13 protein-coding genes are annotated in these 13,440 nt (G+C 75.1%); 9 read left to right on the top strand and 4 right to left on the bottom strand.

Going from position 1 to position 13,440, the window contains the following annotated elements; translation table 11 throughout:
* Positions 1-865 (top strand): class I SAM-dependent methyltransferase (locus ACI78U_RS23845; protein ID WP_456877889.1); only part of this gene is annotated, 865 nt, incomplete at its 5' end.
* On the opposite strand, the gene ACI78U_RS23840 is transcribed toward ACI78U_RS23845, so the two are convergent.
* Complete coding sequence (locus tag ACI78U_RS23840) at positions 840-1,331, bottom strand: winged helix-turn-helix transcriptional regulator (protein WP_456877888.1); 492 nt, start codon at positions 1,329-1,331, stop codon at positions 840-842. The genes ACI78U_RS23845 and ACI78U_RS23840 overlap by 26 nt on opposite strands.
* An 82-nt stretch (positions 1,332-1,413) precedes the next feature.
* On the opposite strand from ACI78U_RS23840, the gene ACI78U_RS23835 reads away from it, so the two are divergent.
* From ACI78U_RS23835 to ACI78U_RS23825, 3 genes are read left to right on the top strand one after another with little or no spacing between them, the layout of a single operon-like run.
* Positions 1,414-1,908 carry an N-acetyltransferase family protein gene (locus ACI78U_RS23835; RefSeq protein WP_456877887.1) on the top strand — a complete coding sequence of 165 codons (495 nt, stop codon included), beginning with the start codon at positions 1,414-1,416 and terminating at the stop codon, positions 1,906-1,908.
* 17 nt (positions 1,909-1,925) lie between these two features.
* Entirely contained in the window at positions 1,926-2,069 is a 144-nt protein-coding gene (locus ACI78U_RS23830; RefSeq protein WP_456877886.1) for a hypothetical protein, read from the top strand.
* A 15-nt stretch (positions 2,070-2,084) separates the two neighbouring features.
* Positions 2,085-3,680 carry a hypothetical protein gene (locus ACI78U_RS23825; protein ID WP_456877885.1) on the top strand — a complete coding sequence of 532 codons (1,596 nt, stop codon included), beginning with the start codon at positions 2,085-2,087 and terminating at the stop codon, positions 3,678-3,680.
* 31 nt (positions 3,681-3,711) lie between these two features.
* Here ACI78U_RS23825 and ACI78U_RS23820 read toward each other — a convergent pair whose 3' ends face one another.
* Together ACI78U_RS23820 and polA are read right to left on the bottom strand one after the other, a co-directional pair.
* Positions 3,712-4,686, bottom strand: coding sequence for an MFS transporter (locus tag ACI78U_RS23820; protein ID WP_456877884.1), 975 nt, complete (start codon positions 4,684-4,686; stop codon positions 3,712-3,714).
* Between the two features lie 75 nt (positions 4,687-4,761).
* Positions 4,762-7,503 carry a DNA polymerase I gene (polA, locus tag ACI78U_RS23815; RefSeq protein ID WP_456877883.1) on the bottom strand — a complete coding sequence of 914 codons (2,742 nt, stop codon included), beginning with the start codon at positions 7,501-7,503 and terminating at the stop codon, positions 4,762-4,764.
* 71 nt (positions 7,504-7,574) lie between these two features.
* On the opposite strand from polA, the gene ACI78U_RS23810 reads away from it, so the two are divergent.
* The gene (locus ACI78U_RS23810) at positions 7,575-7,979 is read left to right on the top strand and encodes a PaaI family thioesterase (RefSeq protein ID WP_456877882.1); all 405 of its coding nucleotides are present in this window, start codon (positions 7,575-7,577) and stop codon (positions 7,977-7,979) included.
* Between the two features lies 1 nt (position 7,980).
* On the opposite strand, the gene ACI78U_RS23805 is transcribed toward ACI78U_RS23810, so the two are convergent.
* Positions 7,981-8,619, bottom strand: coding sequence for a GNAT family N-acetyltransferase (locus ACI78U_RS23805; RefSeq protein ID WP_456877881.1), 639 nt, complete (start codon positions 8,617-8,619; stop codon positions 7,981-7,983).
* A 337-nt stretch (positions 8,620-8,956) separates the two neighbouring features.
* Between ACI78U_RS23805 and ACI78U_RS23800 the strand changes: the two genes are divergently transcribed.
* From ACI78U_RS23800 to ACI78U_RS23785, 4 genes are read left to right on the top strand one after another with little or no spacing between them, the layout of a single operon-like run.
* Positions 8,957-10,210: a branched-chain amino acid ABC transporter permease gene (locus ACI78U_RS23800; RefSeq protein WP_456877880.1), complete on the top strand. Its 1,254-nt coding sequence runs from the start codon at positions 8,957-8,959 to the stop codon at positions 10,208-10,210.
* A gap of 3 nt (positions 10,211-10,213) precedes the next feature.
* Positions 10,214-11,212 (top strand): branched-chain amino acid ABC transporter permease, encoded by a 999-nt coding sequence (locus ACI78U_RS23795; protein ID WP_456877879.1) that lies wholly within the window; start codon positions 10,214-10,216, stop codon positions 11,210-11,212.
* The gene (locus tag ACI78U_RS23790) at positions 11,202-12,314 is read left to right on the top strand and encodes an ABC transporter ATP-binding protein (protein WP_456877878.1); all 1,113 of its coding nucleotides are present in this window, start codon (positions 11,202-11,204) and stop codon (positions 12,312-12,314) included. The genes ACI78U_RS23795 and ACI78U_RS23790 overlap by 11 nt, the downstream gene beginning before the upstream one ends.
* The gene (locus tag ACI78U_RS23785; RefSeq protein WP_456877877.1) at positions 12,311-13,165 is read left to right on the top strand and encodes an ABC transporter ATP-binding protein; all 855 of its coding nucleotides are present in this window, start codon (positions 12,311-12,313) and stop codon (positions 13,163-13,165) included. Before ACI78U_RS23790 ends, ACI78U_RS23785 begins: the two co-directional genes overlap by 4 nt.
* Positions 13,166-13,440: the final 275 nt, after the last annotated feature.

Raw genomic sequence — 13,440 nt, 5'->3', positions numbered from 1 at the left:
CCGCCCCGCGCGCATGGAGCGGCCCCCCCCCGCCCCCCCGCCCCCCCCCCCCCCCCCCCCCCCCCCCCCCCCCCCCCCCCCCCCCCCCCCCCCCCCCCCCCCCCCCGCCGAGTCGGCGCGGGCCAACCGCGGCTGGTGGGACGCCGCGGCGCCGGCCTACCTCGCCGAGCACGGCTCCGACCTCGGCGACGTCGACTTCCTGTGGTGCCCGGAGGGCCTGCGCGAGGCCGACGCGCACCTGCTCGGCGACGTCGCCGGGCGGCGGGTGCTCGAGGTCGGCTGCGGCTCGGCGCCCTGCGCCCGCTGGCTGCGCCGGGCGGGGGCCGACGTCGTCGCGCTGGACCTCTCGGCGGGCATGCTCGCCCGCGCCGCGGAACTGGGCCGGTCCACCGGCGTGACCGTGCCGCTGGTGCAGGCCGACGCGGGCGCGCTGCCGCTGGCCGGGGCGTCGTTCGACGTCGTCTGCTCGGCGTTCGGCGGACTGCCGTTCGTGGCCGACGTCGAGGGCGCGCTGGCGGAGGTCGCCCGGGTGCTCCGGCCGGGCGGGCGGCTCGCCGCGTCGGTCAACCACCCGTTCCGCTGGCCGCTGCCGGACTCGCCCGACCCCGCCGACCTGCGGATCACGTCCTCGTACTTCGACCGCCGGCCCTACGTGGAGACCGACGGCGCGGGCCGCACCGTCTACGTCGAGCACCACCGCACCGTCGGCGACTGGGTGCGCGCCGTCGTCGGGGCCGGGCTGGTCCTCGACGACCTGGTGGAGCCGGAGTGGACGCCGGGGCGCACGCAGGAGTGGGGTCAGTGGTCACCCGCCCGCGGGGCACTGGTCCCCGGCACGCTCATCCTGGTCGCGCACCGCCCCTGACCGCGGGCGCCGCACCGGCCGGGGCGGACACCGGCCGCACGTCGCGGGCGCCGGAGAGGGTGTGGCCGCCGTCGCAGACCAGGGCCAGGTGGACCCGCTCGCCGCAGTCGCGGTGCCGCAGCTCCAGCGGCGCCTCGCCGTCCCCGGCCACGTACCGGTCGCCCCACTCCATGAGGGCCACCAGGGCCGGGTAGAGGTCGAGGCCCTTCTGCGTCAGCCGGTACTCGTGCCGCTGCCGCTCCCCCTGCGCCTGGTACGGGACCCGCCGCAGGATCCCCTCGACCACCAGCGTGTTCAGCCGGTCGGTCAGCACCGCCCGGGGCGCGCCGAGCACCCGCTGGAAGTCGGCGAACCGGCGCACGCCGAGGAACGCCTCGCGCAGGACCAGCAGGCTCCACTTCTCACCGACGACGGCCAGCGTGCCCGCGACGGAGCACCGCGACCGGTCCAGCAGGGCTTCGCTCACCGGGCCAGCATACCGCGCTGAGTTCGCTTGACGAACTGACTCGGCAGGAGCACAGTTCATCTCACGAACCCAGGAGGTCGGGATGGACGTGACCGTGGACACCAGGCCCGTGCGACCGGACGACGGCCCGCGCTTCTGCCGGCTGTGGGACCGGCTCTCGCCCGAGACGATCTACCGCCGCTTCCACGCACCGCTGCGCCGGCCGCCGTTCGGCGCCGCGCGGCTCGTGGAGGTCGACCACGACCTGCGCGAGGCACTGGTCGCGGTCGTCGGCGGCGAGGTGGTCGGGGTCGCGCGCTACGACCGCTCCCCCGACGACCCCGCCACCGCCGACGTCGCCGTGGTCGTCGAGGACGGCTGGCAGGGCGTCGGCGTCGGCCGCCAGCTGCTCGGCGAGCTGACCGAGCTGGCCGCCCGGCGCGGCGTCCGCACCCTCACCGCCGACGTCCAGGCCGACAACGACCGCATGGTCGGGCTGGTCCGCCGGCTCCTGCCGGGCGCCGAGCTCACCCCCGCCGACGGCGTCTACGCCGTGCGGAGCCCCCTGACCGGCGCGCCGCTGCCCGCGGCCGCCTGACCCGAGAGGAACCTCCCGTGTCCCGACTGCGCACCACTCTCGCCGACCGCCGCCGCCTCCGGGCCCGCCTGCGCGAGGAGCGCGCCCTCGAGCGGCTGCTCACCCGGGCACCGACCGTCGAGTCGGTGCACGAGCTGCAGGCCATCGCCGCCCGCCGCTGAGGGCACACTGGCCGGGTGACCGGGGGCGACGAGGCGGCCTTCCGCCGCTTCGTCGCCGCCGAGCGCGACGGGCTCCTGCGCGAGGCGCTGCGGCTGACCGGCGACCCGGCCCGGGCCGAGGACGCCGTCCAGGCCGCGCTGGCCACGACCCGGGTCCGGTGGGGCCGCCGCGGCGCCGACCCCGCCGACACCGCGGCCGACGCCCTCGCCGACGCCGCCGGCCCGCGGGGCCTGCTGGGCGGCGCGGCGCAGGTGGTCGAGTCGCTCGACGACCCCCCGGTCCCCCCGCCCGGCCCGCCGCCGCGGTGGCGGCTGGACACCGACGCCGCCGTCGCCGACGCGCTGGCCCGCGCCCGCCGGCACCGCAGGCGGCGCGCCGGGGCCGCCGTCGCCGCCCTCGCCGCCGCGGCCCTCGCCGTCCCCCAGGTGCTCCCGCTCGGTCCCGGCGCCGCCCCCCGCGCGGACCGCGGCACCGCCGCCCCGGACGCCGCGCCCGTGCTCACCGGGCCGACCCGCGGCTCGCTCGCCGCCGACACCGCCTTCCTCGACTCGGTGCGGCGGGTGGACTGGGGCCCGCTGGACCCGCCGCCGGCGGCGGCGCGCGGCGTGGTCCTCGCCACCGACACCCCGCACGGCCGGGTGGTGCTCCTGGCCGGGACCGCCGAGGGCGACGGCCGCGGCGTGTGGCTGACCGGCCCGGTGGGCGCGGCGGCGGACGCGCTGACCCCGTACGCGCCGGGGCCGCTGCAACCGAACCGGCCGGCGGCCCTGGTCGTCGGCGGTCCGGGGCCGGCGTCCCTCGTGGTCGTGGTCGCCCGCGGGGACGAGGTGGAGGTGTCGCCCCGGCTGGAGGTCGGCCCGCGCGGCACACCCGGCCGGACCTACCGGCCGGTGCCGGCCGACGACGGCGTCGCGGTGACCACCGTCCCCACGACGCCGCTCGGCGCGGGCACCAGCGTCCGGGTGCTGCACGACGGGGACCCGGTGCACCACGCCGCGGTGCCCGCGCCCGCGCTGCCGGCCGGGACCGCCGACCTGCCGCCGCTGGAGCCGCTGCGTCCGGCCGCCACCCGTCCCGCTCCGCGGCTGGTCGCCGAGGCGCTCACCGAGGTCGCCGTCCCGCTGGGCGCTGAGCCGGCCGTGCTCGAGCCGCGGCTGCTGTGGGCGGGCGCCCTGCCGATGGACGACGTGCCGGGGAGCGTGGCCGTCGTCGTGGCACGCAGCCCGGAGGGCGGCCTGGTCGTCACCACCCGGGCGGGTCAGGTCGGGCCCGGCGGCGGGGGACGCACCGTGCCGTGCGGGGTGGACACCCCACCGGGGACGACCGACGTGGCCGGCCTGGTCGTGGCGCGGGTCTGCGACCTCTCCTCCCCGGAGACCGAGCCCTCGGACCAGGGCCGCTGGCTGGTCGTCACCGCGCCGGCCGAGGCGGTGGCCGCGGACGTCCTGGACGGGTGGGGCACCGTGCTGGCCACCCTCCCGCTCGCCGACGGCGGCGCGACCGCCCTGCTGCCGGACCGCGCGCGCGAGGTGCGCACCGTCGACGCCGCCGGCCGCGTGCTCACCGAGGTCACGATCGGCGCCGCCCCGACGACGCCGTTCGGCGGGTGACGTGCCGGAACGGCCACCCAGGGCCCCGCGCTCAGCGCGCGGGCAGGTGCCGGCCCCCGACCAGCGGCAACCCGGCGACGAGGACGCCGGCGCCGGCCGAGGCCCACAGGGCTGCGCCGGGACCGCCGTGGTCGATCAGGGCGCCACCGACGGCCGAGCCGAGGGCGATGCCCGCGAAGACGCTCACGCCGAGCCAGGTGTAGGCCTCGGTCAGGTTCCGGGCCGGCACGACCAGCCGTACCAACGTGTTGCCCGTGATCAGGGTCGGGGCGTTCGCCGTACCGGCGGCGATCAGCGCCACCGTCGTCGCCAGGAGCGACCCCGACCCCGCGGCGACGGCGACCAGGACCGCGCCGGCGGCCATCGCAGCGGCGCTGACCCGGAACCGGGTCGCCGGGGCGGTCCGCCACGTCCTGGCCCCGTACAGGACGCCGGCCGCGAGGCTGCCGGCCGCCCACAGTCCGAGCATGGTCCCGGCCGCTCCTGGCGCCTGCTGCTGGCTCGACAGAGCGACGACCCCGACCTCGACGAAGCCGAACAGCGCCCCGATCGCCGCGGAGGTGCCGACCAGCAGGAGCAGTCCGGCGTTGGTGAGGGTCGAGCCGTGCCGGACCGGCGCGCCGTGCTCCCCGAGCTCACCGGTTCCGGCCGGTCCGGTCAGGTGACGGGCCGGTTCCGTGCGGCGCTGCGCGAGGAACAGCCCGGTGCCCACGACGCCCAGCCCGAGCGCGGTGAGCAGCCCGGCCGCCGGGGCGACGGCGGTCGCCAGGAGCGTGACCAGTACCGGATCGACGACGAACACCGCCTCCTCGACCAGCGACTCCAGTGCCAGGGCACGCTCCAGCTGCGACGGGTCGTCCAGCAGCGCCGTCCACCGGGCTCGCGCGAGGGCGCCCGCCTGCGGCAACGAGCCACCCACGACCAGCGCCGTACCGACCAGGAGCCAGGTCGGCGCGCCGGGCACGCGGAGCACCGACACGTAGCCCGTCGGCCTGGCAGCGGCCACGTCACACCCCTCGCCCGCTGATCCGGCGCCGCGCTCCACGTCGCCCACGCGAGCGGGGCGTGGGGGTGGTCGTTCCTAGTGGGCGGCGGCGTCCCAACTACGGCCCACGCCGACCGACACCTCCAGCGGCACCGACAGCTGCGCCGCCCCGGCCATCTCCCGGCGGACGACCGCCTCCAGCGCCTCCCGCTCCCCCGGCGCCACCTCGAGGACGAGCTCGTCGTGCACCTGCAGCAGCATCCGCGAGGACAGGCCCTCGGCCTCGATCGCCCGCTCGACGCCGAGCATGGCGACCTTCATGACGTCGGCCGCCGACCCCTGGATCGGGGCGTTGAGCGCCATCCGCTCGGCCATCTGCCGCCGCTGCCCGTTGTCGCTGGTCAGGTCGGGCAGGTAGCGCCGCCGGCCCAGCGTGGTCTCGGTGTAGCCGCGCAGCCGCGCCTCCTCGACGACGCCGTCGAGGTAGTCGCGGATCCCCCCGAAGCGCTCGAAGTAGGCGTGCATCTGGCCGCGCGCCTCCTCCGGGGTGATCCGCAGCTGCTGCGCGAGCCCGTAGGCGCTCAACCCGTAGGCCAGGCCGTAGCTCATCGCCTTGATCCGGCGGCGCATCTCCGGGTCGACCTGGTCGATCGGGATGTCGTAGGCCCGCGAGGCGACGAAGGAGTGCAGGTCCTCCCCCGAGGTGAACGCCTCGATCAGCCCGGCGTCCTCGGACAGGTGCGCCATCAGCCGCATCTCGATCTGGCTGTAGTCGGCCGTCATCAGCGACTCGTGGCCCGGCCCGACGACGAACGCCTGCCGGATGCGGCGGCCCTCGGCGGTGCGGATCGGGATGTTCTGCAGGTTCGGGTCGATCGAGGACAGCCGGCCGGTGGCGGCGATGGTCTGCTGGAACGTCGTGTGGATGCGCCCGCCGTCGTCGACCATCGGGATCAGCCCGTCGATGACCGTGCGCAGCCGGGTGACGTCGCGGTGGCGCAGCAGGTGCTCGAGGAAGGGGTGGCCGGTCTGCGCCAGCAGCCAGGTCAGCGCGTCGGCGTCGGTGGTGTACCCGCTCTTGATCTTCTTGGTCTTGGGCAGGCCGAGCTCGTCGAACAGCACGGTCTGCAGCTGCTTGGGCGAGCCGAGGTTGATCTCCCGGCCGATGACCGCGTAGGCCTCGGCGGCCGCGGCCGCGACGCCGTCGGCGAACTCCCGCTGCAGCTCGGTGAGCAGGTCCATGTCGACGGCGATGCCTCGCTGCTCCATCCGGGCCAGCACCCGGGTCAGCGGCAGCTCGAGCTGGTCGAGCAGGTGGTCCCCGCCCTTCTGGCCGAGCACCTGCTCGAGGGCGTCGGAGAGGTCGTTGACCGCGACGGCCTTGAGGACGTCGGCGTGCGCGGCCTCCGCGGCCAGGTCGGCCTCGCTCGGGCCCATGCCGTCCAGGGTCAGCTGCGCCTCGGGGGCCGCGTCGTCCTTGAGCTCGCGGCGCAGGTAGCGCACCGCCAGGTCGGCGAGGTCGAACGAGCGCTGACCGGGCGTGGCGAGGTAGGCCGCGAGCGCGGTGTCGCTGACCAGGCCCTGCAGGTCCCAGCCGCGGGCCCACACCGCCAGCAGCGGGCCCTTGACGTCGTGGGCAACCTTCTCGGTGGCGGGGTCGGCCAGCCAGCCGGCCAGGGCCTGCTCGTCGGCGGGGTCGAGACCGGGGCCCAGGTCGACGAAGACGGCGTGGTCGTCGGCGGCGGCCAGCGCGATGCCGGCCAGCTCGCCGGTACCCCGGCCCCACGTCCCGCGGAGGACCAGCCCGGTGCGGCCGGTGCGCGCATGCGCGTCGAGCCAGGCGCCCAGCCCGCCGGCGGGGACGTCGTCGGCGGTGACGTCGAACCCGCCCTCGACCTCCGGCTCGGCGCTGCTCAGCGTGGCGAACAGCCGGTCGCGCAGCACGCGGAACTGCAGGTTGTCGAAGAGGGTGTGCACCTCGTTGCGGTCCCACGCGCGCAGCGCGAGGTCCTGCGGGGCGACGTCGAGGGGCACCGAGCGGTCGAGCTCGGTGAGCCGCCGGTTCTGCAGCACCGAGGACAGGTGCTCGCGCAGCTTCTCGCCGACCTTGCCCTTGACCGTGTCCACCCGGTCGACCAGCTCGTCGAGGGAGCCGTACTCGCGGACCCACTTGGCCGCGGTCTTCTCCCCGACGCTCGGGATGCTGGGCAGGTTGTCGCTCGGGTCGCCCCGCAGCGCGGCGAAGTCGGGGTACTGCTGCGGCGTCAGGCCGTACTTGGCCTCGACCTCCTCCGGCGTGAACCGGGTCAGGTCGGAGACGCCCTTGCGCGGGTACAGGACGGTGACGTGCTCGCCGACCAGCTGCAGCGCGTCGCGGTCGCCGGTGCAGATGAGCACGTCCATGCCCTGGGCGACGGCCTGCACGGTGAGCGTGGCGATGACGTCGTCGGCCTCGTAGCCCGGCGCGGTGACCGCCGGGATCCGCAGCGCCGCCAGGACCTCCTGGATGAGGCTCACCTGGCCGCGGAAGTCGGTCGGGCTCTCGGTGCGGTTGGCCTTGTACTCGGCGTAGATCTCGCTGCGGAAGGTCTGCCGGCCGACGTCGAAGGCCACCGCGAGGTGCGTGGGCTGCTCGTCGCGCAGCACGTTGATCAGCATCGAGGTGAAGCCGTACACGGCGTTGGTCGGCTGGCCCGTCGTGGTGGAGAAGTTCTCGACCGGGAGCGCGAAGAAGGCCCGGTAGGCCAGCGAGTGCCCGTCGAGCAGCAGCAGCCGCGGCCGCTGCTCCGGCGAGGAGGGCTGGACGGCGGGCGCGGGGGTGGCAACCGGAGCGGACATCACCCGTGATCCTAGGTGCGGGCCACGACGTTCCCGGCCCCGGCGGACCGGGCTGACTACCGTGCCGGGGCGTGAGCACCCCTCCCCCGGACTGGCTCCCGCCGAGCGCCGCCAGCCCCCTCGACGACAAGCTGGGCATCGAGATCGTCGACTTCGCCCCCGACCGGCTGGTGGCCACGATGCCCGTCGAGGGCAACCAGCAGCCCTTCGGCCTGCTGCACGGCGGCGCGACCTGCTCGCTGGTGGAGACGATCGGCTCCTGGGCGGCGCTGATCAACGCCGGGCCGGGGCGGCGGGCCGTCGGCGTGGAGCTCAACGCGAGCTACCTGCGCGCGGCCACCTCGGGCACGGTCACCGCCGTCTGCACCCCGGCCCGCGTCGGGCGGACGCTGTCGACCTTCCTCGTCGAGGTCACCGACGAGCGCGGCCGCACCACCGCCACCGCCCGGCTGACCTGCGCGATCCTCCCCGCCTAGCTCACCCGTCGGCGGCGGCGGTGACCACGGGCACCGGCCGGGGCGGCAGCGGACGCCGCCGCGGCAGGCGGCGCGGCAGGGGCAGCCCGCCGCGCTGCCAGGTCGCCAGGGCCCGGGCCAGCGTCTCCCGCGGCACGATCCGGCGGGTGGTCAGCGGCGCGAAGCCCATCCGCGCGAAGAAGCGCTGCCGCTCGGCCTCGTGCCCGCCCACCGCGGCCACCACGTGCAGCGCCCCGAGCTCCCCGGCGTAGGCCGCCGCGGCGGCCAGCAGCGCGGTGCCCGCGCCCCGGCGCCGGTGGTCGCGGTGGACGACCAGGTTGTCGACGGTGACCTGCGGGACGCCGAGCACGGTCGACAGCGGGTCCAGCCCCAGGACGGCGAGACCGACGACCACCTCACCGGCCGAGGCGGCACCCGGTGCGTTGGCGCCCGGGAGGACGGCGAGGACCACGCGGTGACCGGGGTCGGTCAGCAGCCGGCGGAACCCCACCGCGGCGGCCGCTCCCGGGGTCTGCCCGGTCAGGACGCCCTCGGCGTGCGCCTCGGCCCGGTGCTGGCGCACCAGCGCGAGGACCGAGGGCAGGTCGTCGGGACGCGCCGTGCGCGTCGTGACGCGGGACCACTGACCGGTTGCTGGCACGGGAGCCCTCCCTGGACGGTGCCGGGATCGTCCACCCCGCGCGGCCCAGACCCCTTCCGACGCGCCGGGATGGGACGGGTGTGGCGTCGGCCGGCGGGTCCCCGGAGGTCGCGCTCAGGTCACAGCTCGGCGTCGGGGGGTGGGCAGGCGAGGGTGCTGGGTTACCGTCACGCCCCACCGCACGCTGTGACGGTGGGCACGAGCGTGCCCGTCGGTCACCGCCCACCACGAGCACTGCCACGACCAGGGAGGTTGTGTGAGGCACCCGTCAGCCACTGCCGGGCCACCTCGGCCGCACCGGAGCGCGATCCGCCCGGGCCCGGGGGCCGCCCGCAGGGTGCTGCTCCGGCTCCTGCTGGTCCTCGTCGCCGCCACCGGGCTCGCCGTGCTGGTCCCAGGCGTCGCGAGCGCCGAGGGCGAGCAGGTCATCGGCACGCTGCAGACCAGCCGGTCCGGCCCCATCGAGGGCATCGAGGTGACGGTCACCACCGCCGCCGGTGACGAGGTCGACAGCGTCGAGACCGACGAGGAGGGCCGCTTCGCCATCGACGTCCCCGGTCCTGGCCAGTACACCGTCGCCATCGACGCCGACTCGTTGCCCGAGGGCGTCGTCATCACCGGCGAGGACAGCCGCACCGTCACCGTCGACACCGGACGGCGGCAGCCGGTGCAGTTCGGCCTGAACGACGGCAGCACCGGCGGTGGCGGCGGCAACGTCCGAGCCATCCAGCTGCTGGTCGACGGGCTGCGCTTCGGCCTGTTGATCGCGGTGTGCGCGGTCGGCCTGTCGCTGATCTTCGGCACCACCGGGCTGACCAACTTCGCGCACGGCGAGCTGGTCACGATCGGTGCGGTGTTCGCCTGGTGGGTCAACACCGGTCTCGGCGTGCCGCTCCTCCCGGCGGCGATCATCGCCATCATCGGAGGCGCCGCGTTCGGTGCGCTCAACGAGCTGGGCCTGTGGCGCCCGCTGCGCCGCCGCGGCACCGGCCTGGTCGCCGCGCTCGTCGTCTCGATCGGCCTGTCGCTGGTGCTGCGCTACCTCATCCAGATCCTCTACGGCGGGTCCTCGAACCCGTACCAGGGCCTGGGCACCTCCAGGGCAGTGGACTACGGACTGTTCCGCCTCACCAACCAGTCGCTGGTGTCGATCGTCATCTCCGTCGTCGTGCTGGTCCTGGTCGCGGTCATGCTGCAGCGCACCAAGATCGGCAAGGCCATGCGGGCCGTCTCCGACAACCGCGACCTGGCCGCGTCCTCGGGCATCAACGTCAACCGGGTGATCCTGGTGGTCTGGATGATGGGCGGTGGGCTGGCCGCCCTCGGCGGCGTGCTGCTCGGGTTGTCCGACCAGGTCCGCTGGGACATGGGCTTCCAGTTGCTGCTGCTCATGTTCGCCGGCGTCACCCTCGGCGGGCTCGGCACCGCCTACGGCGCCCTGGTGGGCAGCGTCATCGTCGGCGTCTTCGTCCAGATGTCGACGCTCGTGATCCCCAACGACGTCAAGTACGTCGGCGGGCTGCTGCTCCTCATCGTCATCCTCGTCATCCGGCCCCAGGGGATCCTGGGCAGCCGCACCCGGATCGGCTGAGCCATGGGCGACCTCGTCAACGCACTCGCCGTCGCCGGCAAGTCGGCGCTCGGCTTCCAGGCGGTGTTCTTCGCACTGCTGGCCATCGGCCTCAACGTGCACTTCGGCTACACCGGACTGCTCAACTTCGGCCAGATCGGATTCGCCCTGCTCGGCGGCTTCGGCATCGCCGTCTCCGTCTCCCAGTGGGGCTGGAACTTCTGGGTCGGGGTGGTCGTCGGCCTCGTGGCGGCCGTCGTGCTCGCGCTGCTGCTGGGTCTGCCGACCCTGCGGCTGCGGGCGGACTACCTGGCGATCGCCACCATCGCGGCGGCGGAGGGGCTGAGACTGCTCTTCCGGTCGGTGTCGGCCAGCGAGGTCACCGGTGGCACCCGCGGCCTGGCGGCCTTCAACGGTGACTTCATCGCCCTGGCCCCCTGGGACACCGCGACGCGCTACCGCATCCTCGGCACCAGCTGGTCCGGCGGGGAGCTGTGGGTGGCACTGGTCGGCTGGGTGCTCGTCGCCCTGCTGTGCGTGCTCGTCTGGCTGCTCGTGCGCAGTCCCTGGGGCCGCGTGCTCAAGGCGATCCGCGAGGACGAGGATGCCGTGCGCGCCCTCGGCAAGAACGTCTACCTGTACAAGATGCAGTCGCTCGTCCTCGGCGGTGTGATCGGCGCCTTCGGTGGCATGTTCTACGTGGTGGGTACCGGCGCGGCGAACCCGGACCAGTTCCAGAACGCCAACACCTTCCTGGCGTACGCCGCCCTGATCCTCGGCGGCGCCGGGCGCGTCCTCGGTCCGGTGGTGGGCGCGATCATCCTGCTGTTCGTGATCCAGTTCGCCGACACCGGCCTGCGGCTCCTCATCGACAACGGGATCATCCCCGAGGGGCTGCTCTCCTCGACCGACGTGGCGCAGATCCGGTTCGTGCTGGTGGGCCTGGGTCTGATGCTGCTGCTGATCTTCCGGCCACAGGGCATCTTCGGCGACCGACGAGAGGTGATGCTCGATGCGCGCTGACCACAACCCCCACGGCGCCTCGGCGTCGGGGGCGTCGGGGGCGTCGGGGGCCTCGGGTGCTTCGTCGTCCGGCGCAGGCGCCTCGGCCTCCGGCGCGTCGGAGTCCGGAGCCTCCCTGCAGAAGCCGGGCACCTGGCAGCGTGGGGACGCCCCGCAGCGGCTGGCGCAGACGGCGCTGCGGGACGTCCCCTGGGAGGTCGGCGTCGCCAAGCCCGACCCGGCGATCGTCGTCGACGGCGTGACCCGCACCTTCGGCGGTCTGACGGCGGTCGCCGTCGACCACCTCGAGGTGCAGCGCGGCGGCATCACCGGCCTGATCGGGCCCAACGGCGCCGGCAAGACGACGCTGTTCAACCTGCTGACCGGCTTCGACCAGCCCAACACCGGCACCTGGTCGTTCGACGGCCGGCCGCTGGGCAAGCTCGCCCCGCACCAGGTGGCCCGACTCGGCGTCGTCCGCACCTTCCAGCTCACCAAGGCGCTGTCCCGGCTCACCGTGCTGCAGAACATGCTGCTCGGCGCGCAGGGGCAGCGCGGCGAGAGCTTCTTGCGCGCCCTGGTCCCCGGCACCTGGCGGACGCAGGAGCGGGACAACACCGCGAAGGCCATGGACCTGCTGCGGCGGTTCAAGCTCGACGCCAAGAAGGACGACTTCGCCGGCACGCTCTCCGGTGGTCAGCGCAAGCTGCTGGAGATGGCGCGGGCGCTGATGAGCGACCCGAAGGTCGTCATGCTCGACGAGCCGATGGCCGGCGTGAACCCGGCGCTCACCCAGAGCCTGCTCGGCCACGTCAAGGACCTCCGTGAGGAGGGCATGACGGTGATCTTCGTCGAGCACGACATGGACGTCGTCCGGGACATCAGCGACTGGGTGGTCGTCATGGCCGCCGGCAGGGTCATCGCCGAGGGCCCGCCGGAGTCGATCAGCCAGAACCAGGCCGTGGTCGACGCCTACCTCGGTGCCCACCACGACGCCCCGCTCACCGTCGAGGAGGAGGACCAGGTCCTCGCCGAGGCCGAACGCAGGATCGCCGCGGAGGAGAACGTCCCCCAGGGCGATGTCATCAGCTCGGACGTCGAGCGCGAGGGGAACGATCGATGAGCGAGCCGCTGTTCGAGGTCGACGAATCGGGCGAGGGCCTGACGCGGGCGGAGGAAGCGGCGTCGTCGACGGAGCTGTCCCCCGCCGAGAAGGCGGCCACCCGCGAGGAGCACCTGCGCCTCGCCGAGGGTGCGCTGGTGCGTGCCGACGACCTCGTCGCGGGCTACGTACCCGGCGTCAACATCCTGCGCGGCTGCGACTTCTACCTGCAGGACGGCGAGCTCGTCGGCATCATCGGGCCGAACGGTGCCGGCAAGTCCACGCTGCTCAAGACGCTGTTCGGGCTCATCCCGGTGCGCTCGGGCTCGGTGAAGCTGCGCGGGGAGGACATCACCTCCGCGCCGGCGCACCGACTGGTGTCACTCGGGGTCGGATACGTCCCGCAGAACAACAACGTGTTCCCCTCGCTGACCATCGAGGAGAACATGCAGATGGGCGTCTACCTGCGGTCGAAGACGTTCAAGGAGCGGTTCGACTACGTCATCGACCTGTTCCCGCTGCTCGGTGAGCGGCGCAAGGGCAAGGCCGGGTCGCTGTCGGGCGGCGAGCGGCAGATGGTCGCCATGGGCCGGGCGCTGATGATGGACCCCTCGGTCCTGCTGCTCGACGAGCCGTCGGCCGGCCTCTCCCCCGCCTACCAGGACGAGGTCTTCATCCGCTGCCGGCGGATCAACGCCACCGGCGTCTCGATCATCATGGTCGAGCAGAACGCCCGCCGGTGCCTGCAGATCTGCGACCGCGGCTACGTGCTCGACCAGGGCCGCAACGCCTACACCGACACCGGCCAGTCGCTGATGACCGACCCGAAGGTGATCGAGCTCTACCTGGGGACCCTCGCCAAGGCGCAGTGACCCCTGGAGGGCCTGCCCTCCCGAACGGCGACGAGGCCGGCGTCCCCCCGGGGACGCCGGCCTCGCTCGTGTGCGCCGGCCTCGCCGTGCGCGCCGGCCTCGCCGTGCGCGCCGGTCCGGGCCGGGACGTGCGGTGCCGCGCGGACCGACGGCGGCGCCGTCCCCACCGCGCGGGGGGGGGGGGGGGGGGGGGGGGGGGGGGGGGGGGGGGGGGGGGGGGGGGGGGGGGGGGGGGGGGGGGCCGGGGGGGGGGGGGGGGGGGGGGCCGCGCGGCT

The organism is Geodermatophilus sp. SYSU D00710, from assembly GCF_054050195.1.
This window is presented reverse-complemented; position numbering and strand designations above follow the sequence as displayed.

Excerpts from the sequence above, each read along its gene's own strand:
- ACI78U_RS23785 (WP_456877877.1), top strand. The coding sequence starts at position 12,311 with ATGAGCGAGCCGCTGTTCGAGGTCGACGAATCGGGCGAGGGCCTGACG.
- ACI78U_RS23835 (WP_456877887.1), top strand. The coding sequence starts at position 1,414 with ATGGACGTGACCGTGGACACCAGGCCCGTGCGACCGGACGACGGCCCG.
- ACI78U_RS23795 (WP_456877879.1), top strand. The coding sequence starts at position 10,214 with ATGGGCGACCTCGTCAACGCACTCGCCGTCGCCGGCAAGTCGGCGCTC.
- polA (WP_456877883.1), bottom strand. The coding sequence starts at position 7,503 with ATGTCCGCTCCGGTTGCCACCCCCGCGCCCGCCGTCCAGCCCTCCTCG.
- ACI78U_RS23790 (WP_456877878.1), top strand. The coding sequence starts at position 11,202 with ATGCGCGCTGACCACAACCCCCACGGCGCCTCGGCGTCGGGGGCGTCG.